Source organism: Streptomyces sp. WM6372 (genome assembly GCF_001279655.1).
Classification (GTDB): domain Bacteria; phylum Actinomycetota; class Actinomycetes; order Streptomycetales; family Streptomycetaceae; genus Streptomyces.
On sequence record NZ_LGDB01000227.1, the window covers coordinates 70,828 to 96,600 of the forward strand.

22 protein-coding genes and 1 pseudogene are annotated in these 25,773 nt (G+C 74.4%); 6 read left to right on the plus strand and 17 right to left on the minus strand.

Going from position 1 to position 25,773, the window contains the following annotated elements:
• Positions 1–64: 64 nt before the first annotated feature.
• The 4 genes from ADK52_RS33255 to ADK52_RS33270 form a co-directional block, all read right to left on the minus strand.
• Positions 65–730: a response regulator transcription factor gene (locus ADK52_RS33255; protein ID WP_053693580.1), complete on the minus strand. Its 666-nt coding sequence runs from the start codon at positions 728–730 to the stop codon at positions 65–67.
• Positions 727–1,938, minus strand: a complete 1,212-nt coding sequence (locus tag ADK52_RS33260) for a sensor histidine kinase (protein WP_053693581.1) — start codon at positions 1,936–1,938, stop codon at positions 727–729. Before ADK52_RS33260 ends, ADK52_RS33255 begins: the two co-directional genes overlap by 4 nt.
• 93 nt (positions 1,939–2,031) lie before the next feature.
• Positions 2,032–2,925: a serine hydrolase gene (locus ADK52_RS33265; RefSeq protein WP_053693582.1), complete on the minus strand. Its 894-nt coding sequence runs from the start codon at positions 2,923–2,925 to the stop codon at positions 2,032–2,034.
• Positions 2,922–3,890: a LysR family transcriptional regulator gene (locus ADK52_RS33270; protein WP_078988796.1), complete on the minus strand. Its 969-nt coding sequence runs from the start codon at positions 3,888–3,890 to the stop codon at positions 2,922–2,924. The genes ADK52_RS33265 and ADK52_RS33270 overlap by 4 nt, the downstream gene beginning before the upstream one ends.
• Before the next feature lie 85 nt (positions 3,891–3,975).
• Between ADK52_RS33270 and ADK52_RS33275 the strand changes: the two genes are divergently transcribed.
• From ADK52_RS33275 to ADK52_RS33285, 3 genes are all read left to right on the plus strand, one after another.
• Positions 3,976–5,025 carry an alpha/beta hydrolase family esterase gene (locus ADK52_RS33275; RefSeq protein WP_078988786.1) on the plus strand — a complete coding sequence of 350 codons (1,050 nt, stop codon included), beginning with the start codon at positions 3,976–3,978 and terminating at the stop codon, positions 5,023–5,025.
• A gap of 112 nt (positions 5,026–5,137) precedes the next feature.
• On the plus strand, positions 5,138–5,896 hold the full coding sequence (locus tag ADK52_RS33280) for a 3-hydroxybutyrate dehydrogenase (RefSeq protein WP_053693583.1): 759 nt from the start codon (positions 5,138–5,140) through the stop codon (positions 5,894–5,896).
• Between the two features lie 85 nt (positions 5,897–5,981).
• Positions 5,982–6,671 carry an HAD family acid phosphatase gene (locus tag ADK52_RS33285; RefSeq protein WP_053693584.1) on the plus strand — a complete coding sequence of 230 codons (690 nt, stop codon included), beginning with the start codon at positions 5,982–5,984 and terminating at the stop codon, positions 6,669–6,671.
• A 122-nt stretch (positions 6,672–6,793) separates the two neighbouring features.
• On the opposite strand, the gene ADK52_RS33290 is transcribed toward ADK52_RS33285, so the two are convergent.
• From ADK52_RS33290 to ADK52_RS33335, 10 genes and pseudogenes are all read right to left on the minus strand, one after another.
• Complete coding sequence (locus tag ADK52_RS33290) at positions 6,794–8,035, minus strand: cytochrome P450 (RefSeq protein WP_053693585.1); 1,242 nt, start codon at positions 8,033–8,035, stop codon at positions 6,794–6,796.
• Between the two features lie 26 nt (positions 8,036–8,061).
• Positions 8,062–9,453, minus strand: a complete 1,392-nt coding sequence (locus ADK52_RS33295; RefSeq protein WP_053693586.1) for an NAD(P)/FAD-dependent oxidoreductase — start codon at positions 9,451–9,453, stop codon at positions 8,062–8,064.
• Entirely contained in the window at positions 9,446–9,706 is a 261-nt protein-coding gene (locus tag ADK52_RS33300) for a ferredoxin (protein WP_053693637.1), read from the minus strand. Before ADK52_RS33300 ends, ADK52_RS33295 begins: the two co-directional genes overlap by 8 nt.
• Before the next feature lie 116 nt (positions 9,707–9,822).
• Positions 9,823–10,452, minus strand: a complete 630-nt coding sequence (locus tag ADK52_RS33305; protein WP_053693587.1) for a hypothetical protein — start codon at positions 10,450–10,452, stop codon at positions 9,823–9,825.
• Between the two features lie 207 nt (positions 10,453–10,659).
• A pseudogene (locus ADK52_RS44135) lies at positions 10,660–11,376 on the minus strand (IclR family transcriptional regulator); the annotation flags it as partial.
• Positions 11,377–12,326: 950 nt separating this feature from the next.
• Positions 12,327–12,905 (minus strand): RNA polymerase sigma factor, encoded by a 579-nt coding sequence (locus ADK52_RS33315; protein ID WP_234344354.1) that lies wholly within the window; start codon positions 12,903–12,905, stop codon positions 12,327–12,329.
• Positions 12,906–13,302: 397 nt separating this feature from the next.
• Entirely contained in the window at positions 13,303–13,914 is a 612-nt protein-coding gene (locus ADK52_RS33320; protein WP_053693588.1) for a nucleoside/nucleotide kinase family protein, read from the minus strand.
• A gap of 16 nt (positions 13,915–13,930) precedes the next feature.
• Positions 13,931–16,021, minus strand: a complete 2,091-nt coding sequence (locus ADK52_RS33325) for a SpoIIE family protein phosphatase (protein ID WP_053693589.1) — start codon at positions 16,019–16,021, stop codon at positions 13,931–13,933.
• Positions 16,022–16,183: 162 nt separating this feature from the next.
• Positions 16,184–17,386: a beta-ketoacyl-[acyl-carrier-protein] synthase family protein gene (locus ADK52_RS33330; protein WP_420714980.1), complete on the minus strand. Its 1,203-nt coding sequence runs from the start codon at positions 17,384–17,386 to the stop codon at positions 16,184–16,186.
• Complete coding sequence (locus ADK52_RS33335) at positions 17,386–17,637, minus strand: acyl carrier protein (protein WP_159046084.1); 252 nt, start codon at positions 17,635–17,637, stop codon at positions 17,386–17,388. Before ADK52_RS33335 ends, ADK52_RS33330 begins: the two co-directional genes overlap by 1 nt.
• Before the next feature lie 164 nt (positions 17,638–17,801).
• Here ADK52_RS33335 and ADK52_RS33340 point away from each other — a divergent pair, with 164 nt between their 5' ends.
• Positions 17,802–18,572 (plus strand): lysophospholipid acyltransferase family protein, encoded by a 771-nt coding sequence (locus ADK52_RS33340; protein ID WP_053693591.1) that lies wholly within the window; start codon positions 17,802–17,804, stop codon positions 18,570–18,572.
• A 129-nt stretch (positions 18,573–18,701) separates the two neighbouring features.
• Here the strand turns inward: ADK52_RS33340 and ADK52_RS33345 are convergent, their stop codons facing one another.
• Genes ADK52_RS33345 through ADK52_RS33355 form a run of 3 tightly spaced genes read right to left on the minus strand, consistent with a single transcriptional unit; the run spans position 18,702 to position 22,680 of the window.
• A complete protein-coding gene (locus ADK52_RS33345) occupies positions 18,702–19,763 on the minus strand; it encodes a beta-ketoacyl-ACP synthase 3 (protein WP_234344356.1) in 1,062 nt (353 codons plus the stop codon).
• A gap of 21 nt (positions 19,764–19,784) precedes the next feature.
• Positions 19,785–21,281, minus strand: coding sequence for a hypothetical protein (locus tag ADK52_RS33350; RefSeq protein ID WP_053693592.1), 1,497 nt, complete (start codon positions 21,279–21,281; stop codon positions 19,785–19,787).
• A gap of 19 nt (positions 21,282–21,300) precedes the next feature.
• On the minus strand, positions 21,301–22,680 hold the full coding sequence (locus ADK52_RS33355; RefSeq protein ID WP_053693593.1) for a lipase family protein: 1,380 nt from the start codon (positions 22,678–22,680) through the stop codon (positions 21,301–21,303).
• A 428-nt stretch (positions 22,681–23,108) separates the two neighbouring features.
• On the opposite strand from ADK52_RS33355, the gene ADK52_RS33360 reads away from it, so the two are divergent.
• Both ADK52_RS33360 and ADK52_RS33365 read left to right on the plus strand, forming a co-directional pair.
• Positions 23,109–23,918, plus strand: coding sequence for a dienelactone hydrolase family protein (locus tag ADK52_RS33360; protein WP_053693594.1), 810 nt, complete (start codon positions 23,109–23,111; stop codon positions 23,916–23,918).
• 63 nt (positions 23,919–23,981) lie between these two features.
• A complete protein-coding gene (locus ADK52_RS33365) occupies positions 23,982–25,718 on the plus strand; it encodes a PQQ-binding-like beta-propeller repeat protein (RefSeq protein WP_159046085.1) in 1,737 nt (578 codons plus the stop codon).
• Positions 25,719–25,773: the final 55 nt, after the last annotated feature.

A 25,773-nucleotide genomic window follows, 5' to 3' on the forward strand; every position in this document is an offset into this window, starting at 1 on the left:
CGGGTCGTCGTACGGCCGGCGGCACCGTGCGTACGGCGGCGGGAGTACCCGCGGCCAGGGGACTTCAGCCGAGCCAGCCGGGCCTGACCAGACCCGTCTCGTACGCGAGCACCACCAGCTGGGCGCGGTCCCGGGCGCCGAGCTTGATCATGGTGCGGCTGACGTGCGTCTTCGCCGTCAGCGGGCTGACCACCAGCCTGCGGGCGATCTCCTCGTTGGACAGCCCGAGGCCGACCAGGGCCATCACCTCGCGCTCCCGCTCGGTCAGCCGGTCCAGCCCGGCCGCCGCCTCGGGGGCCTTCGACCGGGCCGCGAACTCCGCGATCAGCCGGCGCGTCACCCCCGGGGAGAGCAGCGCGTCGCCCGCGACCACCGCCCGTACCGCGCGCAGCAGTTCCTCCGGCTCGGTGTCCTTGACCAGGAACCCGGACGCACCGGAGCGGATCGCCTCGAAGACGTACTCGTCGAGCTCGAAGGTGGTCAGCATGACCACCTTCACCGCGGCCAGTGCGGGGTCCGAGGTGATCGTGCGGGTGGCGGCGAGGCCGTCGAGCTCCGGCATGCGGATGTCCATCAGGGCGACGTCCGGGCGCAGTTCGCGCGTCCGGCGCACGGCCTCGGCCCCGTCGGAGGCCTCGCCGGCCACCTCGATGTCCGGCTGCGCGTCGAGCAGGGCGCGGAAGCCGGCCCGTACCAGTGCCTGGTCGTCGGCGAGCAGTACGCGGATCACTCCTGGTCCTTCCTCGATGCCGGGTTCCCCGGCGATCCGGTGTCCGTCAGCGGGAGCCGGGCCAGCACCCGGAAGCCGCCGTCCGGCCGGGGGCCGGCCTCGATGGTGCCGTCCTGTGCGGCGGCCCGCTCGCGCATCCCGATCAGGCCGGTACCGCTGCCGCCGGCGTCACCGCCGGTGGCGGGCCCGTCGTCGTCCACCTGCAGTTCCAGCGCACCGAGCGGGCGGGTGACGCGGATCCGGGCGGTCCGCGAGCCCGAGTGGCGCACCACGTTGGTGAGCGCCTCCTGGAGGATCCGGAACGCGGCGAGGTCCGTGGCCGGGGACAGTCCCCGGGCCTGCTCCTCCCCCGTCACGGAGACGGTGAGCCCGGCCGAGGCCGCCTGGGCGACCAGTTCGGGGAGCCGGTCGAGTCCGGGGGCGGGGGCGCGGGGGGCCTCGCCGGGGGCGCGCAGGGTGTTCAGGACCTGCCGGACCTCGCCGAGCGCCTCCTTGCTGGCCGCCTTGATGGTGGTGAGCGCCGTCCGGGCCTGTTCGGGGTCCGTGTCGAGCAGGGCCAGGCCGACGCCCGCCTGCACGTTGATCACGGAGATGCTGTGGGCCAGTACGTCGTGCAGCTCGCGGGCGATCCGCAGCCGCTCCTCGTCCACCCGGCGCCGCTCGGCGGCCTTCCGCTCGGCCCGGTCCCGGGCCCACTGCTCCCGGCGTACGCGGACCACCTCGGACGCGGCGAGCACGGCGATCGCCCAGGCGGTGATGCCGCCCTCCGTCCCCCAGGGGGCGGGGCCGTCGCCGGGCGGCGGCAGCCAGCGGTACAGCCAGTGCCCGATGAGCAGATGGCCGGCCCACAGGGCGCCCACCGCGCCCCAGGCGGCGTGGCGGTGTCCGGAGACGACGGCGGCGAGGCAGGCCAGGGCGACGCTGAGGAACACGGGGCCGTACGGGTATCCGCCGGCGAGGTAGCCGAGGGTGACGGCGCAGACGCCGTAGAGGACGGGCACCGGGTACCGGTGGCGCAGCACCAGCAGGGCGGGCCCGAGGAGCAGCAGGAGCCGCCCGAGCGCGCCGATGGGCTCGCGGCCGGGCTGGACGTGCTGCACCCACCCGGTGGCCGCCTGAGCGAACACGGCCACGAGGAGCGAGGACCGCCACGGCAGCCGCCCGCCCCGGGTGCGCTCCGCCCAGTACTCCCACCGCCGCTCCGCCATGCGGCCACGCTAGACGCCCGGGCCCGCCGCCGTCGTCCGCCGGGCGGGCCGATCGGGCGTACTCCCGGTGGAGTACGCCCGGGTCGGGCGGGGTCAGGCGGGATCCGGAGGGACCCGCCTCGCGCGCAGGGCGTCGACGGCGATGCGGGCGGTGGTGCCGATCACCGCGTCGGCCGCGGGAAGGGTGGCCGCGGGGTTGGCGGCGCGGGTGAAGACGGCGACGGCGTAGCGGCCGCCGTCGGGGTACTCGATGACCCCGACCTCGTTGCGCACGGTCGGCAGGCTGCCGGTCTTGCCGGCCACGTGGACGTCGTCGAAGGGGAATCCGGCGGCCATGCGGTGGGGCCACACCTGGAGTCCGAGCAGGCGGCGGATCGCGGCGCCGTGTTCGGGGGTGCAGGCCTCGTCGCGCCAGACGGCGGCGAGCAGCCGGGTCATGTCGCGGGGTGTGCTGCGGTTGCCGCGGGCCGGGTCGAGGGCGCGGAGCCGGGCGAGGACCTGCGGATCGGCGAGGGCCGGGGCTCCGGCGGGTCCGGCGTCCTCCCGGACGGTGGCGAAGAGCGAGCGGAAGGTGTGGACGGCGCGGGTGCGGGTCAGGCCGAGCCGGGCCGTGGCCTCGTTGACGCCGTCGAGGCCTATGCGCGCGAGGAGCAGGTCCGCGGCGGCGTTGTCGCTGACGGCCGTCATGAGGTACGCGGCGTCGCGCAGGGACATGCGTACGGGATCCAGCATGGCGGCGAGTCCGGTGGGGCCGGCGGTGCGGTCGTCCGGCGGGCACTCGACCTGTTCGGTGAGGTCCAGGCGGCCGGCCGCGGCGTGCTGGTGGAGGGCGACGAGCAGGCAGAGCTTGTGCACGCTGGCGGTGACGACCGGGTGGTCCGCACCGGCGTCGATCTCCGTACCGGAATCGATGTCGACGGCGTGCAGCCGGCCGCTGACGCCGGCTTCGGCGAAGGCTGCGGCGATGCGGCGGAGGGCGTGGGTCACAGCCAGTACTCCGCTGCCGGGCGCAGGTGGAGCGGCCGCGCGGGTGCGTCGGCGGTCACCGCCGCAGTGTTCCACAGGGCGCGCGTGGTCGCTTCGGCGAAGGCCCCGACGGCGGCGTCGCCGCGGCCCCGCGGCCAGGCGACGCTGTGGCGCCAGGCCAGCGGGGCGCCGGTGAGGGGCCGCCAGACGATGTCCGCGTGCGGGCCGGGGGCGTCGGCCGACCCGGTGTCGCGCGGGGCGAAGGCCACGGCGCCGGCGGAGAGGACGAGGCCGCGGACGAAGCCGGTGCCGCGGCCCTGGCGGACGGTGGCGGGGGTGTAACCGCCCCGCGCGCAGGTGTTCAGTACGTCGTCGTGCAGTGCGGGGGCTTCGGCGCGCGGGAAGAGGACCAGGCCGTATCCGGTGAGGGCGGCGAGGGGTACCTCGTCCAGGGCGGCGGCCGGGGCCTCGCGGGGCAGCAGCACGCCGAGTTCGCGGCGCAGGACCGGCCCGAGCTCCAGCCCGGCGATGTCGCAGGGGTGCCGGACGAGCCCGACGTCGAGCTCGCGGGAGGCGAACCGGGCCAGTTGCTCGGCGGTGGACAGTTCGTGGAGCTCCAGCTCCACGCCCGGGTGGTGCTGCCGGAAGGCGGCCAGGATCGCGGCGATCGCCTCGCCGGCGAGGTCGGGCGGCAGCGCGGCACGCAGGAGTCCGCTCTCGCCGTCGCGGATGCGGCGGGCGGTGGCCGCGAGGGCGTCCGCGCGGGCGAGCAGCAGGCGGGCGTCCTCCAGCAGCATCGTGCCCGCCGCGGTGATCGTCACCTGGCGGCTGGTGCGTTCGAAGAGCCGGACGCCGAGTTCGCGCTCCAGGCGCTGGATGCGCTGGGACAGGGGTGGCTGGGCCATGCCGAGCAGCTCGGCGGCACGGCCGAAGTGTCTTTCTTCTGCAACAGCCACGAAGCACTGCAGATGCCGGATCAGGTCCACGGCCAGCAACGATATCGGAGTTTGATCGATCCGAGATCGATAGGGATCTTGGACGGGGGGTGGGCGGGGGTGTTGTGCTCACGGCATGTCCTCGAACCCGTCCTCCCCGTCCCCCGACCGCACCGGGCCCCGGCGCACCCGACACGGCCGACGTCGCGTCCCGTACGCCGCCGCCCTCGCCCTCGGTCTCGCGCTGACCGCCGCCGGGGTCGCCGGCTGCTCGACGGCCGCGCGGCCGCCCGCCGCGGCCGGGCCGACCTCGACCCTGAGCGCGTCCGCCCCCGCCGCCTCCGGCGTCCCCGGCGTCGACAGCCGGGAGCGGCTGACGGTGGACGGCGGCACCCGGGAGTACCTGATGCACCGCCCCGCCGCGGCCGACGGCGGGCCCCGGCCGCTGGTCATCGCCTTCCACGGGCGCGGGGCCGACGCCGAGAACCTGCGGAAGCAGAGCGGTCTGGACCGGGCCGCCGACGCCCGCGGCATGCTCCTCGTGTACCCGGAAGCCCTGGGCAAGGCCTGGGGCGCCGGCACCGCCCCCACCGACCGGCGGCCGGATCCGGACGCCGATGTCCGCTTCACCGAGGCGCTGGTCGCCGAACTCGTGCGCACCGGCCGGGCGGACCCGCACCGGGTCTACGTCGCCGGGTTCTCCAACGGCGGCTCCATGGCCCTGCGCATGGCCGCCCAGCGTCCCGGCCTGGTCGCGGGCGCGGCTTCGGTCTCCGGTGAACTCCCCACGGGCGCCGCCGCCGTGAAGCCCACCGGGCCGGTGCCCGTGCTGATCGTCTACGGGGCCGAGGACCCCGTACGGCCGCTGGCCGGGCTGCCCAGTCCCGGGCCGGCCGCTCCCGGCGAGGAACCCATCACCGCGACCATGTCCGCCCGGGCCAGTGCGGAGGCGTTCGCCGCCGCGGGCGGGGCCGGCGGTCCCGTCGAGGAGGGCAAGCCCGGCTACGACTGCGTCACCTGGCCGGCCGGGCCGGCGGGGGCGGCCGTACGGCTGCTCGTCATGCAGGGGGCCGGCCACACCTGGCCCGGCTCGGCCGTTCCCCCGCCCGCGGGCTTCGGTTCCGTCAGCACCGCACTGGACGCGAGCGCCACCGTGCTCGACTTCCTTTCCACCGGGCGGCGTTGACGCCGACCGTCGCCGCGCGCCCGCGCCCATGGGGCCGTACACCACACCCCGGCCCCCGAGTGTGGCGTGCGGGGCCATGGGCGCGGCCGCCCGCCCTCCCTAGGGTTCAGCCATGACGAGCCAACTTCCTTTCCTGCGGGAGCGCGTCGCGCTGGTGACCGGCGGCGGCAGCGGCATCGGGCGGGCCTGCGCGATCGCCCTGGCCGGTGCGGGCGCCACCGTGCACGTGGCCGACATCGCCGAGGAGCCGGCACGGTCCGTCGCCGCACTCGTCGGCGGGCGGGCGCACGTCGTCGACCTCGCCGATCCGGCCGCGATCGAGCGGCTGCCGACCGCGGTGGACATCCTGGTCAACAGCGCGGGCCTGCAACACGTCGCCCCCATCACCGAGTTCCCGGCCGAGCGGTTCGCCCTGATCCAGCAGGTGATGGTCACCGCGCCGTTCCTGCTGCTGCGGCACGTGCTGCCGCACATGTACGCGGCCGGCTGGGGTCGGGTCGTCAACATCTCCAGCGCCCACGGGCTGCGGGCCAGCGCGTACAAGTCCGCGTACGTGGCGGCGAAGCACGGGCTGGAGGGGCTGAGCAAGGTCGCCGCGATCGAGGGCGCCCCGTACGGGGTGACCAGCAACTGCGTCAGCCCCGGCTACGTCCGCACCCCCCTGGTCGAGGCGCAGATCGAGCAACAGGCCGCCGCACACGGCATCGGCCCCGCCGACGTGCTGTCCGACGTGCTGCTGACCCGGTCCGCGATCAAGCGGCTGATCGAGCCCGAGGAGGTCGCGGCGGCGGCGGTGTGGCTGTGCGGACCCCACTCCGGCTACCTCACGGGAACCTCACTCCCCCTCGATGGTGGCTGGACGGCCACCTGAAGTTAACTACCGGTCAGTAGACAGGCGGGGCGATCTTCCGGATTCTGGCACCGTACATGTCAATCCCCCTGAGGAGCGCCCCCACATGCGCAGCACCCGCGCCCGCGTCCGCCTGCTCGGCACCGCCACCGCCACGGCCGCGGCCACCGTCGTCCTGACGCTGGCCCCCACCGCCTCCGCCCAGGCCACCCCCGCCCCGGTCCCGGCCCCGGTGACCGCCCCGGCCGCGGCCACCGCCTCCGCCTCCGCGCCCGGCGGCAACGCCCTCCTGCGCGGCATCGACTACGGCACGTGGAAGCGCGATGTCGCCGCCGTCATGGCCACGGCCCGCCCGTACGTCGAGCAGCGCATCGCCCAGTCGCCCGCCGGCGAGAAGCCCGCGATCGTCCTCGACATCGACAACTCCTCGCTGGAGACGGACTTCCACTGGTTCTGGACGTTCCCGACCCCGGCGATCTCCGAGGTCCGCGACCTGACCCAGTACGCGAACGAGCACGGCGTCGCCATCATCTTCGTCACCGCCCGCCCCGGGATCATCCACTCCCTCACCGAGCACAACCTGAAGGCGGTGGGCTACCCCGTCACGGACCTGTACGTCCGGGACCTGCCGGCCCTCTTCAGCGAGGTCAGCGCCTACAAGACGGCCAAGCGCGCCGAGATCGAGGGCCGCGGCTACACGATCATCGCCAACATCGGCAACAACAACAGCGACCTGGTCGGCGGGCACGCGGAGCGCACCTTCAAGCTCCCGGACTACGACGGCAAGCTCTCCTAGCAGGTTCCGGTGCCGACCGCCTGCGCACAGGCGGACGGCCGGCACCGGCACCCCTCCTTCCGGGCCTTCCGGTCCACGCCGCCCACGCGAGGAACCGCGGGCCGCCGATCCGGCCCGCGGCTTCAGGAGGGACGGACCCCGTCACACGTGATCCGCAGGTGGCGCGGGCCGCGCAGCACCGCGTTCTGCCGGTAGGGCGGCGGGTCCTCGACCAGGCGCGGGTTTTCCAGGCGGCGGGCCAGCTCGCTCAGCGCGAGCTGCGCCTCCAGCCGGGCCAGCGGGGCGCCGAAGCAGCTGTGGATGCCGCTGCCGAGACCCAGGTGCTGGATGTCCTTGCGGTACGGGTCGAAGCGGTCCGGGTTCTCGAAGCGGTTCGGGTCCCGGTTGCCGGAGGCGAGGATCAGCCACATCGAGGAACCCTTGGGAATGGTGACCCCGCCGACCTCGATGTCCACGAGCGGGGTGCGCTGCGGCAGCAGCTGCACCGGCGGCTCGAACCGCAGCAGCTCCTCCACCAGGGGCACGGCGAGGTCGGGCGTCTCGCGCAGCTGCCGCAGCACGTCCGGATTGCGCAGCAGCGTGAGCATCCCGTTGGTGATGAGGTTGACGGTGGTCTCGTGGCCCGCGATGAGCAGCAGGGCGGCGGTGCTCAGCAGCTCCATCGTGCTCATCGTCTCGTCCTGGCCGTGTCCGACGGCCAGTTGGGAGAGCATGTCCTCGCCGGGGTTCTTGCGGCGCTCCTCGATCAGCCCGGCCAGGTACATGCCCAGTTCCATCCGGGCGTCGTGGGTCTTCTTCTCCCGCTCCGTCTGGTCGGCGTCGGGGTCGGGGTCCAGGCTGGCGGCCAGGGTGTCGGCCCAGACGTGGAAGCGGGCCTCGTCCTCGCGCGGTACGCCGAGCAGCCGGCAGATCATGGTGACGGGGAACGGGTAGGCGAACTGGTCGACCAGGTCGATCCGTTCCGGGTCGCCGAGGTTGTCGATGAGTCCGGTGACGGTGGTGCCCAGGAAGCCGCGCATGTCGTCGACCCGGTGCGGGGAGTGCGGCGGCCCGAAGGGGCGGTTGGTCATCCGGCGCAGCCGGTCGTGCTCCGGCGGGTCAAGCTTGAGGAAGCTCGGCGGCAGGGCCGAGGCTCCCTCGTCCTCGGCGCTCGCCAGAGGGTCCCCGGCGCTCGCGGACAGGTTGCGGGCCTCGGAGCTGAGCCGCGGGTCGTGCAGCAGGCTCTGGATGTGGTGGTACGTGCTGATGGCGTACGGTCCGTCCCCGTCATGGAAGACCGGGGTCTTGCGCAGCTCCGCGTACAGCGGGTACGGGTTCGCGCGGTTCGAGTAGTCGAGGATGTCACTCAGGATGCCTTGCTTCATGCCGGGTCCTCCGGGGGGCGGGCGGGTCAGTGCCCGGCGGGGGTGAACGTGAGGCGCCGGTCGGCCGGCGAGTATCCACTGAGGGTGATGGTCGGTCCGTGCGTGGGCACGGACGGGTCGGGGAAGTCCGCGGGGAGGGGCTTCTGCCCTTCGGGGCGCCGGTCGACCGTGGCGAACGGCGGCGGGAAGGGCGCCGTGGCCTCGATCTGCTGCTGGTAGAACTGCAGCCAGCGCGAGTTGTCGAAGGTGACCGCCCCGATGACGCGGCCCTGGTAGCCGTAGACGCCGGTGAAGCGGCGTTCGGCGCGCGAGCCCTGGGTGATCATGATCTCGGTGCCCATGGAGGGCACGCCGACCGATTTGATGCTCACCCCGAACTGCGAGGACCAGAAGGCCGGCACCCAGATGTGCGGGCGGCGCTCGGTGCTCTCGCTGAGCATGTTGTGGGCCGCGGTCTCCGCCTGGGAGACGGCGTTGCCCCAGTGCTCCAGGGAGAGGAACTGGTAGCCGAAGAGCGGGTGCGGGGAGCGGGCGACGTCGCCCGCGACGAAGATGTCGTCGGTGACGATGCCGCGGATGTCGAAGGCCCGGCAGCCCGCGTCGCAGGCGATGCCCCGGGGGCCGGCGCCGAGTCCCGAGCCGGTCAGCCACTCGGTGTTGCGCTGGGCGCCGAGCGAGACGACCACGACGTCGCATTCCAGCGAGGTGCCGTCGGAGAAGTGCGCGGCGCGGACGCGTCCGGTGGAGTCGCCCTCCAGGGCCGTGACCATGACGCCGGTGCGCAGGTCGACGCCGTTCTCCCGGTGGAGTTCGGCGGCGACCGCGCCGATGACCCCGCCGAGGGCTCCGACCAGCGGCGCGTCGCCGCGCTCGGCGACGGTGACCTCCACTCCGCGCTCGCGGCAGGCGGAGGCGATCTCGGAGCCGGTGAACCCGGCGCCGATGACCAGGACCCGGCGCGGGCCCGCGTCGAGCCGCCGGGCCAGGGCCGCGCCGTCGTCGCGGGTGCGGAGCACGAACACGCCGTCGAGCTCGCCCTCGGCCGGGTTCGGCCAGGGCCGGGCCCGGACGCCGGTGGCGATCAGCAGCCGGTCGTACGGGACCTCGTCCCCGTCGGCGAGCTTGACCCGCCGGGCCGCCATGTCGAGGCCGCTGGCCCGAACCCCGAGGCGCCATTCGGCGTCGATGTCGAGGCGGCGGGGCAGCGCGGTGCCCTCGGCCGTACCCATGCCCAGCAGCGCCTGCTTGGACAGCGGCGGGCGGTCGTACGGCTCGTGGGGCTCGTCGCCGATCATGGTCAGCGAGCCCTTGAAGCCCTTCTCGCGCAGGGTCTCGGCGCCGCGCAGCCCGGCGAGCGAGGCGCCGACGACGACGATCCGGCCGTTCGCTTTGAGGTGGTCCAGGGCGGTGTCAGCCATCGGATGCCTCCCCGGCGGCACCGGGGGCGCCGGGCGCGGTGGCAGGCGCGGTGGCGGCCATGTCCAGCTCGTCCACGAGGATCGCCTGCACGGGGCAGGCGGCGACCGCCTGGGCCACGCGCGCACGGTGGGCGTCCTGCGCCTGCGGGTCGTAGAGCAGGCCTTCGTCTCCGTGCATCGCGAAGACGTCGGGTGCGAGGAAGGCGCACTGCGCGTATCCCTGGCACCGGTTGAGATCGACGACAAGCCTCAGCAAGGTCCACTCCTTTCGTTGGCCCCTCCGGCTCCTCGGCCAGCGTGCGGCCGGGGAGCCGGGACGGCCCGTCCGGCCGGGCCATTGGGGTGACGGGCGGCGGCGGCGACCGGACGTCACGCGGAGCGGCGGGCGGCGCGCAGGATGTACAGGCTGATGAGCAGCGCCCAGGCCGGGAAGACGAGCTCGCAGTACGGCACGGTGGAGCCCACCGCCAGCAGGACCACCCCGGCCAGGGTCCCGATCAGGACCAGGGGTCTGGGCAGGACCCCGAGCTTGCGCCCGATGGTCGAGGTCGCGAGGACGAAGACGGCCGCCATCCGCATTCCGTACGTCGTGAGCAGCGTGTACGCGAAGTGGCTGCCGAACCCCGTGGGGTCCGCCGCGTCGAGGACGGTCCCGGCGGCGGCGACGGCGCCGAAGAGGCAGGCGACGAAGACCAGTCCGCTGCCCAGGAACACGGTGGCGATGAACCGGTCCTCGGCGTCCCCGGTGTGCTCGCGCAGTGCCCCCATGAACCACAGGAAGGCGATGCCCGCGAAGGGGACGAGCTCGGTCGCCGTCTGCAGTGCCCCCCGCTTGCCCGGGGCGATCTCCATGTGCCCGCTGCCGCCCCCTTCGGGCAGGGCGATCCGGGCGAGCACGATCGCCGTCGCGAGCAGGACCGCGAAGACGACCCCCGCCAGCCCTGCGGCCTTGGGGGTGCTCAGGGCTTGTTGCCGGGTCCCGGGCGCTCGCTCTGTCATTTCTCCAGCAAGCCGCCCGCCGGGCCCTCGTGCCAGCGGGACGGCGCGGTCGGGTGACGCCCGGGGCGGTCTGCGCGAGACCCGCCCCGGGGCGCGGACCGCCGGCTAGGTGGCGGTGATCAGGATGCTGCCGGGTTCTCCCGCTCCCTCCTCCCGCCGCGGTGCCGGACGGGAGGTGCCCGGGGCGGCGGACGGGCCGGTGCCCGTCACGATCAGGGCGAGCAGCACCGCCGCGGCCTCGCTCTGCAGGATCCGGGCGGCCTGCACGAGGCGGTGCGGGTCGGGGGCCGGGATGGACAGGGCCAGGCATTCGGCGTTGGGGCCCGAGGTGATCGGGACGGCCGCGCAGACCGTGCCCACGGCGTACTCCTGGAGGTCCAGCAGGGGGGCTCCCGGCCGGCGGGTGTCGAGCTGCCGGAAGAGCTCGTCCTGCCGGGTGATGGTGTGGGCGGTGAACCGCGCCGCCCGGTGCCGGGACAGGTGGTCCTTGCGGCCGTCGGGCCCGAGCTGGGCCAGCAGGGCCTTGCCCACGGCCGAGGCGTGGGCCGCGGCCCGGAAGTCGACCCACTCGTCCACGAGCGGTGTCGCGGGACCGTCGGCGTACTGGGTGATGCACACTTCGCCGTCGGTGTACCGGGCCACGTAGACGGCGGCGCCGACCGCGTCCCGGACCCAGGCGAGGGTCTCCTGAAGGTGTCCGCGTCCGTCGCCGGACGCCGCCCCGGTCAGTAAGAGCGCCCGGCCCGCGATGTACGCCCCGGGGCCGGCCTGGGCCGCCAGGTTGGCCCGTACGAGCTGCTCCATCACCCGGGCCAGTACCAGCTGCGGCAGCCGCGTCTCGCGGGCGATCTGCGCGAGGCCCACCCCGCCCGAGTACCTGCCCACGACCTCCAGGACGCGCAGCGCGCGGTGGACGGCCTCCATGGCGACCGGAGCCGGCCGCGACGGGGACGAGCCGCGTGCCGACCCGGTCGGCTGCGGGTGCCTGAGGGCTTCGAGCGCCCAGGCGTTCGCCTCGTCGGTCAGGTGCAGGATGTCCAGCCGCGCGTGCCGGGCGATGGCCACCGCCACGTGCGGGCCGGGGAGGTACACCTCCCCCTGGTCCTGGTCGTCGCTCCAGCTCAGGGCCGTGACGGCCCGCCGGAGCCGGGCGGGCAGCCGGTACGGGGGCCGCCCGCCGTACCCTCTCACCGCCGTGAGGGCGGTGAGGTCCTGGGTGCTGATGGGCGGTGAGGTCCAGATGACCGAGGCGCCGAGGGCCTCCTCCAGGTTCTCCGGGACCTCCGGCAGGTGCGGCAGTGCCTCGTCCGGGGGCAGCGCCTGCGCCAGCGCCTTCCAGTGCCGGGCGGTGTCCACCTCGGCGCGCGCGAGGTGGTGGAGGTGCAGGAGGCGCGCGGCCGTCCGCGAGCCGGCCCCGGCCGCGTACTGGAACCAGAACTGCGCGCCCTCCATCCGGTCGGCCAGGTGCAGGAGGCAGCCGAACAGCAGCGCCGGTTCCGCTCCGTGCGGCCAGGTGCCGGCGGCCAGGGCCAGCTCGGCGAAGGACCGGCTCTCCGCCAGCGACCAGGCCAGGTCGTCCAGCGCCCGGGCGGCCCGTACGTGGCAGGCGGCGTCCAGCACGAGGTCGTCCGCCACGGTGGGCACGGGCCGGGGCAGCGGCGCGCGGCCGGCGAGGGAGGCCGGTGCCGGGAAAGCGCCCCGGCCGGTGGCGCCGGTCGCCGAGCGGGCCCGGTCCGCCGCGATGCGGCGGGCGATGCGCCGCCGGGCGGCGTCCTCGTCGTAGCCGGCGTACTCCTCCACCAGCACCTCGGCCTCCTCCAGTGCCGCCGCCAGCCTCTCCCCCGGCACGGCGTCGTGGCCGGCCGTCATGTCGCTCACTCGCCCTTCTCCTCTCCAGGAGCCCAGTCCGCCCCGAGTTTCTGGGACAGGATTCGGCTTGCGCCTCGAATGTGCGAACGGACCGCCGCGGGGGAGATCCCCAACGTCCGGCCGACGGTGCCGTTGTCGTACCCCAGCAGGAAGGCCAGCAACACCACGTCGTAGTGCCGCTCGGGCAGGCACGCGATCGCCGCGTACAGGCCGAGCTTGGCCTCCAGCAGTTCCATGCGGTGCCGGGATGCGCGGCGCAGGGCGGCGAACCAGGCCGTCTCGACCATGGCGGCCGGCCGGCCGAGGAGCGCCAGCCTGCGCGCGACGTGTTCGCGCAGCACCGCCCAGGCGAAGCCGTGCAGGCTCGCCTCCTTCAGCGCCTGGCGCCACACCTTCAGCAGGAAGGTGAACACGTCGTCGACGACGTCCTCGGCGTCCTGGCGGGAGCCCAGTTGCAGGTGCGCGTAGCGCAGGTAGGCGCGGTGGTGCTGGGAGTGGAACGCGCTGAACTCCACCGGCAGCACGCCGGCCAGCTCGCTGGAGACCGCCCGGTCCCCGGACGGGTCGAACTCGCCCTCACTCATGCGCTCCTCCAGGGATGCCGGTCGTCGCCGGTACGAGCGGTCGCTGCCCGGGTCCTCGCACCCGGCAGGCGTGGGTGTCTCCTGACGGCATCGAAAGCGTCGGAAACGACGAGTATCGGCGCGGGAGCGAAGGTCTCGACAGGAATCACGTCGGCGGGAAGCCTTCCGGTGAGTGAACGGAACGGGCATGCCTGCCCCCCACATCCAGCGGCCGGTCGGACCGGCCGCTCCCCCAACACCACCCCATCGGAAAACACGCCCGAATGTGCACGGCTGTCGACGGAAATCTTTCGGGAAATGGCGCATCTGATCCGCTGCGCGCCCCCTTGCCGCCGCGTACGCCCCTGAGGAGCCGCCGGATCAAGGTCGGGTCCGGCTCTGATCCGGCGGATGCCCCCTACTCCACCACCAGGTCGGCCCGGGTCCGGCCGGCGGCGATCAGCCGGGCGTTCGCCTCGTCCGAGCGCGCCACCCACTCCTCGGCCCGGGCCGGCGCCTTCCCGTGGCGTACGTGGCGGTCGACGAGTCGCCGTACGCGCAGGGTGTCGTCGGGCGCGAGGAACCAGGCCTCGTCGAGGAGCGCCCGTACCGCCGCCCACTCCCCCGCCTCGTACAGCAGGTAGTTGCCCTCGGTGATCACCAGGCGCACCGCAGGGTCGACGGGGATGCTCCCGGCGACGGGCTCCTCCAGCGACCGGTCGAAGGCGGGGGCGTAGACCGCGGCGGCGGCGGGCGTGCGCAGCCGGGCCAGCAGTGCCGCGTACCCGGCGGCGTCGAACGTGTCCGGGGCGCCCTTGCGGTCGGCCCGCCCCAGCCGCTCCAGTTCGGCCTGGGCGAGGTGGAACCCGTCCATCGGCACGACCACGGCCCGTTCGGGCCCGAGTGCCTGCGCGAGGCGGGCGGCGAGGGTGGACTTGCCGGCTCCGGGCGGTCCCGCGATGCCGAGGATCCGGCGCCCGCCCGAGGCCGCGAGCGCGCGGGCCCGCTCCTCCAGTTCGGTGAACTCCATCCCCCCATCCTGCCTGTCAGGGAGGCGGGGGCGTGTGGGGGTCGGTGCCGATGCGGGCGACGAGCAGGGCGATGTCGTCGTCCGCGGACGCCGGGACCAGGTGCGTGATCAGCGAGTCGCACAACTGGTCCAGCGAGCGCGGGGGTTCGGCGAGCAGGCGGGTCAGTTCGGCCAGGCGTTCGTCGATGTCGCTGCCGCGGGCCTCGACGAGGCCGTCGGTGTACATGACGAGGAGGCTGCCCGGGGGCAGGGTGAGGTCGGTGGTGGAGTACGCGGTCCCGCCGACGCCCAGCGGGGTGCCGGGCGGCAGGTCGAGGAGGCTGACCGTGCCGTCGGGGCTGACGGCCGCGGGCGGCGGGTGGCCGGCGCGGGTGATGCGGCAGCGGCCGGTCTCCGGGTCGATCACGGCGTACAGGAACGTGGCGATCATCGGATCGGCGAGGTCGTCGAGGGTCGCCTCCAGCTGGTGCATCAGGGCCTCGGGGGCGAGGTCGAGCCGGGCGAGGGCGCGCACGCTGGCGGAGAGCCGTCCCATGACCGCCGCGGCCGCGATGCCGTGGCCCATGACGTCGCCGATGAGCAGGGCCGCCTTGCCGCCGGGCAGCCGCAGGACGTCGTACCAGTCGCCGCCGATCTCGTTGACGTCGCTGGCGGGCAGGTAGCGGTGGGCGACCTCGATACCGGGCGGCGGGGTGATGTGCTGGGGCAGCATGCTGCGCTGGAGGATGACGGCGGTCTCGTGCTCGCGGTGGTAGAGGCGTGCGTTGTCGATGCTGATGGCGGCCCGGGCCGCGAGCTCGCCGGCGAGGGTGACGTCGTCGGGTCCGAACGGGCCGACGGGGCTGGTGCGGTAGAAGGTGGCGACGCCGAGCACGAGGTCCCGCGCGATCAGCGGCGCCATCATGAACGAGTGCACGCCGACGGGCAGGAGCTGCGCTGGCTTGCTCGTGTGGCGGGCGGCGGAGGCGACGGCCTGCTCGTCCAGGTGCGCGATCAGGAAGGGCCTGCGGGCGGCCAGGGCCTGGGTGTAGGGGGCGGCCGCCGGGAAGACGAGGGTCCTGCCCAGCGGGGCCAGGATGCCGATCACCGCGGAGCCGGTCAGCGGTGCCTTGCCGAGGCGCCGCAGGCCCACGCCCCCGGCGAGCCCCGGGCCGGGCTCGTCACCGCGCGCGAGGGTGTCCAGTACGTCCACGGTGGCGGCGTCGGCGAGCTGCGGTACGGCGAGCTCCGCCAGCTCCTGCGCGGTGCGCTCCAGCTCCAGGCTCGCGCCGATGCGGACGCTGGCCTCGCTGAGCAGTGCCAGCCTGCGGCGGCCGGCCTCGGCCTCGACGTGGTCGCGCTGCTGCTCGGTGATGTCCAGCAGGGAGGCGATCACGCCGATCGGGCGGCCGCCGGGGTCCTCGACCCGGACGTACGAGCACGACCAGACGCGGTCGCGGGAGGGTTCCGCGGGGGTGCGCCCCGAGCGGCGGCGGTCCAGTACCGGCTCCCCGGTGGCCAGGACCTGCCGCATCGCGTCCTCCATGTCCTCCGCGTTCACCTCCGGCAGGACCTGCGCGAGGCGCCGCCCGATGTGGGCGGACTCCGGGAGGCCGTTCATCGCCTCCAGGGCCGGGTTGACCTGGAGGAAGCGCAGCTGCGTGTCGAGGATGGCGATGCCGACGGGCGAGCGGGCGAACAGGCCGTCCCAGACCGCCGACGATCCCCGGATCCTGCGGGCCGCGTGGGCGTCGGCGGCGAAGACCAGGACCGCGGAGGCGCCGTGGCGCCGGCTGGGCACCGGGCAGGCCCAGATCTCCAGCTCCAGCGGATGTCCGTCCTGGTGCCAGGCGGTCACGGTGCCCATCACCCCGCGCCCCGTGACGGCGGTCTCCCACAGGGCGCGGCCGAGGCTGCGGTCGGCTCCGGGGTGGAGGAGGTCGGCGATGTGGTGGCCGACGATCTGCGGCGGGGCGTAGCCGAGCAGCTCCTGCGCCGCGCGGTTCCAGCGGACGATCGTCCCGTCGGCGCCGGTGGCCAGCTGCGCCACGGGCAGGGAGCCGAGCCAGCCTCCGGCGTCCTGGGCGGCGCCGCTGATCAGATCCTCGATGGGCATCTGCTCGGTCATGACGCACCTTCCACACCCCCATGGTCGCCCTGCCCGCCCGGGGCCGCTTCCCGGCGCCGCCAGGGGCCGATCCGGAGCGGACCGGGGCGGTCGGGGGCGGGGCGGTCAGGGGCGAGGCGGGGCGGCGGTCAGGGGCGGTCAGGGCTGGGCGGTCAGGGGCGGTCAGGGCCGGGCGAGTACCGCCACGGCGTTGTGGCCGCCGAATCCGAAGGAATTGCTGACGGCGACCTGCCCGGCGTGCTCCCTGGCCGTACCGGCGACGACGTCGATGTCCGTCCCCGGGTCGGGCTCGGCCAGCCCCGCCGTGGGCGGAACGATCCGCTCGGCCAGCGCCAGGACGGTCAGGGCCGCCTCGATGGCGCCCGAGGCCCCGAGGGTGTGCCCCAGTGCCCCCTTGGCCGAGGTGACGGGTGGCCGGTGGGGGAAGACGCGGCGCAGGACGGCTGCCTCGATGGCGTCGTTCTGCCGGGTCGAGGTGCCGTGCGCATTGACGTGGCCGACGTCCTCGGGGCCGATCCCCGCGTCCGCGAGGGCGGCGCGGACGGCCTGCTCGGCCCCGCGGCCCTCGGGGTGCGGGGCCACCAGGTGGTGCGCGTCCGTGGAGGCGGCGTGGCCGATGAGGCGGGCGAGGGGCCGGGCCGCCCGGGCCGCGGCGTGCTCGGGGCGCTCCAGGACCAGCGCGCCGGCGCCCTCGGCGATGACGAAGCCGTCGCGGGTGGCGTCGAACGGGCGCGATCCCGTGTCCGACAGGGCACCCAGCTGGGAGAACCCGGTCACCACCAGCCGGGTGACGCCCGCCTCGGCGCCGCACACGAGGGCGATGTCGCACTGACCGGTCGCCAGCAGGTCCCGGGCGAGGCCGAGCGCGGTGGTGCCCGAGGCACAGGCCGTGGACGTGGCCAGGGCGGGTCCGGTCACCCCGAAGCGCAGTGCGATGTTGGCGCAGGTCATGTTGGTCAGATAGCCGGGGAGGAAGTACGGGGAGACGAACTCCGGTCCCTGCTCCCGGAGTCGGGCGAGCGCCTTGTCCTGGGTCAGGACGCCGCCGAGGCCGCCTCCGGTGACCACGGCGACCCGGCCGCCGTCCCACTCCCGGGGGTCGAGTCCGGCGTGGTCCAGTGCCTGCGCCGCGGCCACCAGGCCGAACCGGTCGACGGGGTCCAGGTGGGCCGAGCCGCGCCGGTGCAGGAGCGGGTGGTCCAGCTCCGGTACGCGGCAGCTGAGGGAGACGGGCAGACCGTGCAGCAGGGGGTCGGGGACCGCCGTGGCGCGGCCGGCGCGGACCGCCGACCACGTGGTGTCCCGGTCGCATCCGGCGGCCGTCACCAGGCCGATCCCGGTCACGACGGCCTCGGGGCGTCTGATCAACGGTCCGTCAGCCGTTCGTCGACGGCCGCGGCGAACTCCGCGAGGGTGGCGGCGCGGAGCTCCTCCTCCTCGACCTTGATGCCGAGCGTCTCGTGAACGGCGATGGCCATCTCGACGATCATGAGCGAATCGACCAGCAGATCGCGCATCGGCGCGTTTCCCCGGACGTCTTCGGAGGGGACTTCGAACTTCTCGACGAGCAGTTCGCTGATCACGTCGAGAACGGATTCCGGCGCGGAAGTAGTCACGGCATCTCTCATTCGCGGTAGCGGTGCGATTGCAGCAAGGTGCGAGGGCAGGGCCTTCTCGTGCTCAAATAGGTATCACGGCAGGGTATTTACTCAAAACCCGTCCCTGTCCAGCTTGTTGATGATTCGAAATGTGAGAGTGGGGATCATTCGTGTCGGAAAGCATGACCGATGTGATCGACGTGGCCGGGGCCGAGCTCAGGAACGTGCGGCGGCTGCTCGGCGATGTCGGGGAGGACGCCTGGGACCGGTTCCTGGACTGGCTCGTCGACGACTACTTCCGGCTCGAAGTGGCAGGGGTGGAGAACATCCCGACCGAAGGGCCCGCCGTCGTCGTCGCCAACCACTCGGGCGCCTGGGGGCTCGACGCCTTCGTCCTCCAGAAGATTTTCGCCCGCAGCCTCACGCGGCCCCTGCACGTTCCCGCGGCTCCGCTGGTCTTCCGGTTCCCGGTCCTCGGTCCGTACGCCCGCAAGAAAGGCGCCATTCCCCTCGATCCGACGCTGGGAATGGAACATCTGACCGCCGGGGAACTCGTCGGGGTGTTTCCCGAAGGGCTTTCCGGTCTGGAAAAGCCCTTCCGCAAGCGCTATCAACTCCGGCCGTTCAGTCCCGGATTCGCGGTCACGGCCGTGCGGGCCGGAGCCCCCGTGATCCCGGTGTCCGTCATCGGTGCCGAGGAGGCGTGCCCCCGGGTCGGGGAGATCCCGGCCCTGGCACGCCTCTTCGGCCTCCCCTACTTCCCGATCACCACGCCCTTCCCGCTGCCCGCGAAGTGGCTCGTCACCATCGGCGAGCCGATCCCGGCGCCTCCTCGGCCCGAGTCCTACGCCGCCCGGGCCGCCGCGGCCCGGCTGTTGTGCGCCGAGTCGCAGGCCGCCGTACAGGCCCTGGTGGACCGGGAACGGCGCAGGCGGGACACGCCCTTCTGGTAGTCCGCACGTCAGGCGGCCGACTCGCTCCGGGGGCCGGCCGGGCCCGGCTGGGGGCGGCCCGGCTGGGGGCGGCCCGGCTGGGGGCGGCCCGGCTGGGGGCGGCCCGGCTGGGGGCGGCCCGGGGCCGGCTCAGCCGCCCTCGGCCACCGCCCGCACCTCGGGCCAGACCAGGGTGGTCGACCCCCAAGCCAGCCCGGCCCCGTACGCGGTGAGCGCCACCCGCAGGCCCGGCGACAGCCTCCCGGCGGCGGCCGCCTGGGCCAGCAGTACGGGCACCGAGGCCGCCCCGGCGTTCCCGTACGCCTCGATGTGCGACAGCACCTGCCCGGGTGCCAGGCCCAGCTCGGCCGTGAGCCCGTCCAGGATGCGCTGGTTGGCCTGGTGGGCGACCAGCACGTCCACGTCCTCCAGCCGCCAGCCGGCCCGGTCCACGGCCCGCGTCACGGAGTCGCACATCCCGACCACCGCCTGCTTGCGCACGACGGGCCCGTCCATCCGGAAGTACGGGGAGAACTCCGCTCCCGGATCCGCCAGTTGCCGCTTCCTCGCCCGTGCTCCGCCGCCCGGGATCTCCAGCAGGTCGGCCTGCGCGCCGTCGCTGCCCAGGTCGAAGGGCCCGAACGTCCCGGGGGCGCCGGCCTCGCCCGCGCACAGCACCACCGCGCCCGCCCCGTCGCCGAAAATGGCGGACATCAGCCAGTCCTGGGGATCCAGGAACGCGCTGAAGACGTCCGAGGCGACCAGCAGCACACGGCCGAAGGCGCCGCCGGTGACCATCGAGGTCGCCACGCCCAGGCCGTACAGGAACCCGCTGCACCCCGATGACAGGTCGAACGCCGGTACGGTGCCCAGCCCGAGGCGCGCCGCGACCTCCGGGGCCCCGGCCGGCATCAGCCGGTCCGGGGAGATGGTGGTCAGGACGACCGCGTCGACCGCGGTCACCCCGGCCGCCGTCAGGGCGTGCCGGCCGGCCCGTACCGCCAGGTCGACGGTGGCCTCACCGTCGGCGATGCGCCGGCTCGCCACACCGATGCGCTCGCGGATCCACTCGTCTCCGACGGGCCGCTGTCCGCACAGCTCGGCGTTGGTGAGGGCGCGCGGGGGCACGTACGCGCCGAGCCCGGCGAGGACCGCGGCGCGGCCGCCTGCCGCCATGGGCGCGGGCGCGGGCAAGGATGCCGAAGTGTGCATGGATCAGTCCGTCCCGGTCCGTCAGTCCGTCAGCCGCTTCGCTGCCTGCCGTACGCCGTCGGCGGCCGTCGCGCACCGCTCGGCGTGGCCCAGCAGGATCATGCGGAACCGCTCGCCCTCCTCGTCGGTGTTCCAGCCGCTGTTCCCGGCACAGGCGGCGAGGCTCTCCGCGTGCCGCTCCAGCCGGTCGGCGCTGGCGTGCGCCAGGGCTCCGTACGCGGCCGGCGCGTAGCCGAACGCCGAGACGGGCACCGCCGTCGGCACGGCCACCGTCACCCGCCCGTTGCCCTTCCGGGCGGTGAGGTCCTCCAGGGCCACCACCAGCGTCCGCGGATCGAGCGTGTCCGGCAGCCGGTCCGCGGTGAACCGCGGGGCGATCAGCAGCGGGCGGACCGACTCGGTGACGGCCCGCACGACGTGCTCGGCGACGAGTGCCGCGAAGCGCGTCGCCGCGCACCCGGTCGGGGCCCCGCACAGCGGCGGCATCCCCTCGCTCCCCGCCGCGGCCGACGTGCCCGTCGGCGCCGGGTCCGGGCGGTCCTCACCGTCCAGGCCGCGCAGCCAGCCGGGCACCCGCAGGATCTCGGTCCCGGCCTCGACCGCCAGGTCCTGCCAGACGAAGTCCGCGCGTACGGGGTACACGGCCGCCGCCACCGGCGGCCAGCGGCGCAGGGCTTCGGCCACGGCTGCTTCCGGGGACACGGCGGCGCCCACGGCGAGCAGCGCCAGCGCCTGGAGCACGGTCTCGGCGGCGGCCCGGGACACCAGCGCGAGCGCGTGCGCGACGGCCGGTCCGGCGGCGTCCGGATCGCCCCCCTTGCGCCCGGGGCCCGGGGCCGGGAACCGGCCCGCCAGGGAGGCGGGGTCCGGGTCGGCCAGGTACGGTGCCAGCCGGCGCCACAGGGCCTCGGCCCGGCCCGCGTACGACCGGCCGCCGGCGGCCTCGGTCGCCGCCGCGAGCACCTCGCTGAGCAGCGTGTCCTCGACGGCCGCGGCGCCCGCCACCACGCGCCGGCTCAGCCGCCGCATGCCGCGCTGCCAGTCCTGCCACTCCAGCGTGCCGTCCCCGCGCCGCGCCGCGATCACCCGGTCCACGTCCTCGGCCAGCAGGGCGCCGAGCTCCGCCGCCGGTACGGCCGCGTCACGGGCCAGCGGCACGTGCGGCGACAGGCCGTACCGCTGTCCGCCGGCCGTGAGGCCGACCGCAGGTGCGAGGGCCCCCGCCTCATCCGCCGCCGCGAGCAGACCCGCGGCGTCGGCGGCGGCCAGCGGCAGCAGGAACGGCCCGAAGGGGGTGCTCAGTTGTACCGGACGGCCGGAGCGGGTGCGCCGCAGGAAGGCCAGCAGCCCGCGCGTCACCCCGTCCCGGGTCAGCATGTCCAGCCCGAGGGCGCGGGCCGGGGCGTCCACCCAGGGCAGCCGCTGGGCGACCATCGCCGCACTGAACACGGCGTTCTCCAGGGGCCAGGCGGTGGCGGGACGTCGCGCCGCGGTGGCCGGGCTGTCGGCAGTGGTCATCGGTCGGTCTCCCTTGTGGTCACTTGTCGCGCAGCATGTAGGGCTGGTTGCCGACGACTTCGCCGTCGTACTCGGTGATCAGCTTGTTGACCTGGTCCCGGTAGGGCGTGAACACCCCGCGCAGCGCGTCGGAATAGGCCTGCGGGGCGTGCGACAGCGGGTAGTCGTACGACTCGTCCAGCCAGGCCAGTTCGACCCAGTTCTCGGGGATGTCGTGGGGCGAGGCCGGTCCGCGCCCGTCCAGTCCCGGGATCACGTCGTGCTTGTTGACGAGGCTGATCACCTGGGTGGTGTGGTCGGCGGGCCGCTTGCTGTCGATCGGGGAGCCGATCGCGATCACGTGGCTGACCCGGTAGGTGGCGGAGACCTCCACGTCGGAGGCGAGGTTCATGGCGGTCATCCCGCCCAGGCTGTGCCCGACGATCATGAGATCCGAACCGGTGGGCACCCCGGCCCGGCGGAGCAGCTTCTTCGCCGCGCGCGTGTAGGTCGTGTCGGTGCGCAGCAGTCCGTCGAACGCGCCGACCAGGTCCTGCGGGGTGCTGTTGCTGAGCAGAGCGAAGCTGGTGCCGGGCAGCAGGAGTACGTACCGTACGGCGCCGTCGGTGCACTCGACGCGGCGCAGCAGCACCAGGCCGTGGTTGCCGAGGGCCCCGATGTCGTTGACGTAGCTGACGATGTCGTTGCGGGAGGTGGCGAGCACCTTGGCGAGGATCGGGTCCGGCTCGGTGCGCTCGGCGCGGCCCGGCCCGGGGTTGAGGAACTTGAGGACCGAGCTGGGCAGTCCGAGGACCGGGTCGGTGGTCGGCACGCCGCCCGCGAGCGTCACCCAGGAGAAGTCGTCGTTGACCGGGTTCTCGTCGAGCATGCCGAGCAGGGCCATCAGCTCCATGATCACGGGGGTGACGGTGGTCAGGGCGCGGGTCACGCCGAGCAGCTCGATCAGCGCGTGCATCGCCCGCGCCGCCTCCAGCCGGTTCCCGGCCACCATCGCGTCGGTGAGGCGGCGGGCGGCCGGGGCGTCGAGGTTGGGGTGGTCGATCGCGGCCGCCTTGATCCGCAGGGCGAAGGCGTCCACCGCCATGGCCACCTTGGCGGGCCGACGGTACGTCACGTTCCCGGCCGTTCGGAGGAGTTCGCCGATGACGCCGCCGTTCGCCCCGAACCCGAGCCCGGCGGATCCGGTCAGGGCCCGGGCGCAGGAGACGGCCGTACCGAGGGCCCAGCCGGGGCGCCGCAGCGCCTCCAGCCCGAACCTCCAGCTGAACATCGCGCCGGTCAGCTCCGCGCCGGACTGCTTGGCCGTGAGGGCCGCGTCGGCGAGCAGGACCGAGGCGGCGATGAGGAGTTCGGCGTCGATCCGCTCGGGGTCCGGTTCGGGTGCGGTGGGGGAGGGCACGCGTGCGGCCGGAGCCGCGCTCGCGGCGTCGTTGCCCGCCCCCCTCCGCGCGGGGAGACGCTGAGCCGTTTCGTCGACCACCTGAGGCGCCACTTTCGTACCTCTCATCCCTGTGAACGGCTTCGCAGCCTTGCCTGCCCGCTGTGTGCGGGGGAATCGTGGCATCGAATGTGATCCTTTCCGTGCCGCCGGAGCTCCCTTCGCGCCTCTCGCCCCCGCGCGGAAGCGGCCCCGGACCCCCTCCCGGACCAGTGCCCACGGGCCTTGGCGGATCCGGCGGGCGCCCCGTTCACCCGACGGGGTGGGACGGCCCCGGGAGGATGACCGGGCCCCCTCCCGGTTGACGGACCCCGGTCCGGGCGTCTGCTTGGCATGGACGCGGCGTACAGTCGGCTGCCGACGCCGGGACCCGACCGAGAGCAGGGGCAATGACAGGCACCGCACCGACTTCCACCCTCGCCGGCTGGCGCCGGGCTCCGTTCTCCGCCGAGGGGCTCACGTACGACTGCTTCGAGAAGGGCGAAGGGCCGGGGGTGGTGCTCCTGCCGGAGCTGCCCGGCATCACGCCCGAGGTGCTCGGCCTCGCCGAACACCTGGTGGACGAGGGGTTCACCGTCGTGATGCCCTCGCTGTTCGGTACGCCCGGCAAACCCTTGTCCCTGGCCCGGACGGCGGCGGTCTTCGCCCGCATCTGCGTGTCCGCGGAGTTCCGGGCCTTCGCCACGAACGCCCGCCGGCCCGTCGCCGACTACCTCAGGGCCCTCGCCCGCGACCTGGCCGCGCGTACGCCCGCAGCGGGGGTCGGCGTCATCGGCCTCTGCTTCACGGGCGGTTTCGCCCTGGCCGCGGCGGTGGACGACGTCGTCCTGGCCCCCGTGATGAGCCAGCCGTCGGCCCCGATCGCGCTGACCGCCGCCCGGCGCGCGGACGCCGGTGTCTCCGAGGACGAGCTGCGGCGCGTCGTCGAGCGCACCCGGGACAACGGCCTGTGCGTCATGGGGCTTCGGTTCAGCGAGGACTGGATGGCCCCCGAGGAGCGCTTCGACACCCTGAGCTCCCGGCTCGGCGAGGCCTTCAAGGTCATCCGGCTCAGCTCGGCCCCGGGCAACGTCGACGGCTTCGGCCGGCAGGCCCATGCGGTACTGACCCTGGAGGTACGCGAATCCCCGCAGGACCACCCGGCGCTGAGGGCCCGTACGGAGGTCACCGCGTTCCTGCACGCACGACTGGGCGGCTGACCGGACCGCCCTTCGTCCGGAAATGCGTTCCAGCCGGGATGGCTCACCGGCAACACTTGCACCATGACCGGTCGCGACCTCGACGAACTGCCCGACCCTGATCAGCGGCGGCCCGCGGGGCGGGCGGCAGACCCCGCTCCGCCGCCCGCCGTACAGCCCGGCTACGGCTCCGACTACCGGGCGCCGACGCCCGGTTCCGGCCCCGCTCCGGGGAACCCGTACGCCCAGCCGCTGCCCGCGCCCCCACCGCCTCCGCAGCCCGCGCAGCCCGGTGTTCACGGCCGGCCGGGGCAACAACCGGGCTTCGGCGGCCCGTTGCCGCCGGGGCCGGGCAGGGCGAGCAGGAGCCCGTTCCGGGGCCGGCCCGCCGTGCTGGTCGCGGCGTTGGTCGCGGGCCTGCTGGTGATCGGCGGCGGCGTGTACGCCCTGGTGGGGAACGGCCGCGACGAGGCGCCGGCCGCGGCGGCGGCGGAACCGGCCACGCCGTCCGCCTCCCCCTCGGTCGACAAGGGCGACGGCAAGGGCACGGGCGGCGGCCCGGACGTGTCCGACCTCAACGCCGGGATCAAGCCGGGCGAGGCCCCGGTCTGGCTGAGTGAGAACAGGACCGAGGTACCCGGTTCGGGGACCTCGCAGTACGGCCCGTGGCGGGTGGGCGACGTGGTGGTCCGGGCGATGTTCAAGGAGGTCACCGCCCATGCGGTGACCGATGGCCGGGAGCGGTGGAAGGTCGCGCTGGAGAGTCCGCTGTGCGGAGTCGCGCCGGCCCCGTCCGCGAACGGAAAACTGGTCGTCGGCCTCAAGTCGAGCGACGGCGAGGGCGCCCGCTGTACCCACCTCCAGCAGATCGACCTGACCACGGGCAAGGCGGGCTGGAAGGTCGAGGTGCCGCAGGAGAACTCCTACGACACCGCCGTCGAGTTCAGGCTGGCGATCGCCGGGGACACCGTCGCGGTCGCCCGCTCGGCCGTCGTCAGCGGCTTCTCGGTCACCGACGGCCGAAAGCTCTTCGGTACGTCGAAGACGGGCGCGTGCTATCCGGCGGCCGTCGGCGGCGGCGGTGCCACATTGATCAACGTACGGAACTGCCCCGACCCGAACGACCCGGCGGGCAAGTCCCAGACCATGATCGAGGAGACTGACCCGGCGACGGGCGCTCCCCGGTGGAACCACCTGTACGAGAAGGGCTGGAACCTGGGCCGGATCTACTCGGTGGACCCCCTGGTCGTGGCCGCGTACCACTCCGACCGGAAGGTCTGGAACATCACGGCCTTCACGGCCGAGGGCAAGGTCCGCTCGCAGACCGAGTCCAAGTTCGGGGTCCCCGGCCGGTGCAACGGATGGGGCGACGGCAGCGGTGATCTGCACGGCTGCGTCGGCGCCGTCGTCGACGCCGACACGCTCTACATCGCCGCGGGCAAACCCGGCACGAGCCTCGGCATCGACGCGACGGACGAGGTCGTCGCGGTCGACCTGAACAGCGGGGCCGAGAAGTGGCACGCGGCCGCGCCCAAGGACCGTGCCATGTGGCCGCTGGCCGTCGAGGACGGCAAGCTCCTCGTCTACGTCCAGTCCGGCCCCAGAGCGGCGGGCGCGGTCGCGGCGCTCCCGGTGGCCACCGGCGGCGAACCGCAGATGGTCCTGCCGACCCCGGACGGCACCAAGGGCGCCGAATCCGTCTTCTACCCCAACACGGTGCGCCTGGCCTGGGCGGGCGGACGGCTCTTCCTGCTCAACGGCCGGGTGTACAGCCCCAAGCCGTCGGAGGTCTCCCACGCGATCCTTTCCTTCGGCCGGTAGGAGAGCGGCCGGACCGCCGGGCCAGGGGTCCGGCGGTCCAGGGGTCCGGCGGTCC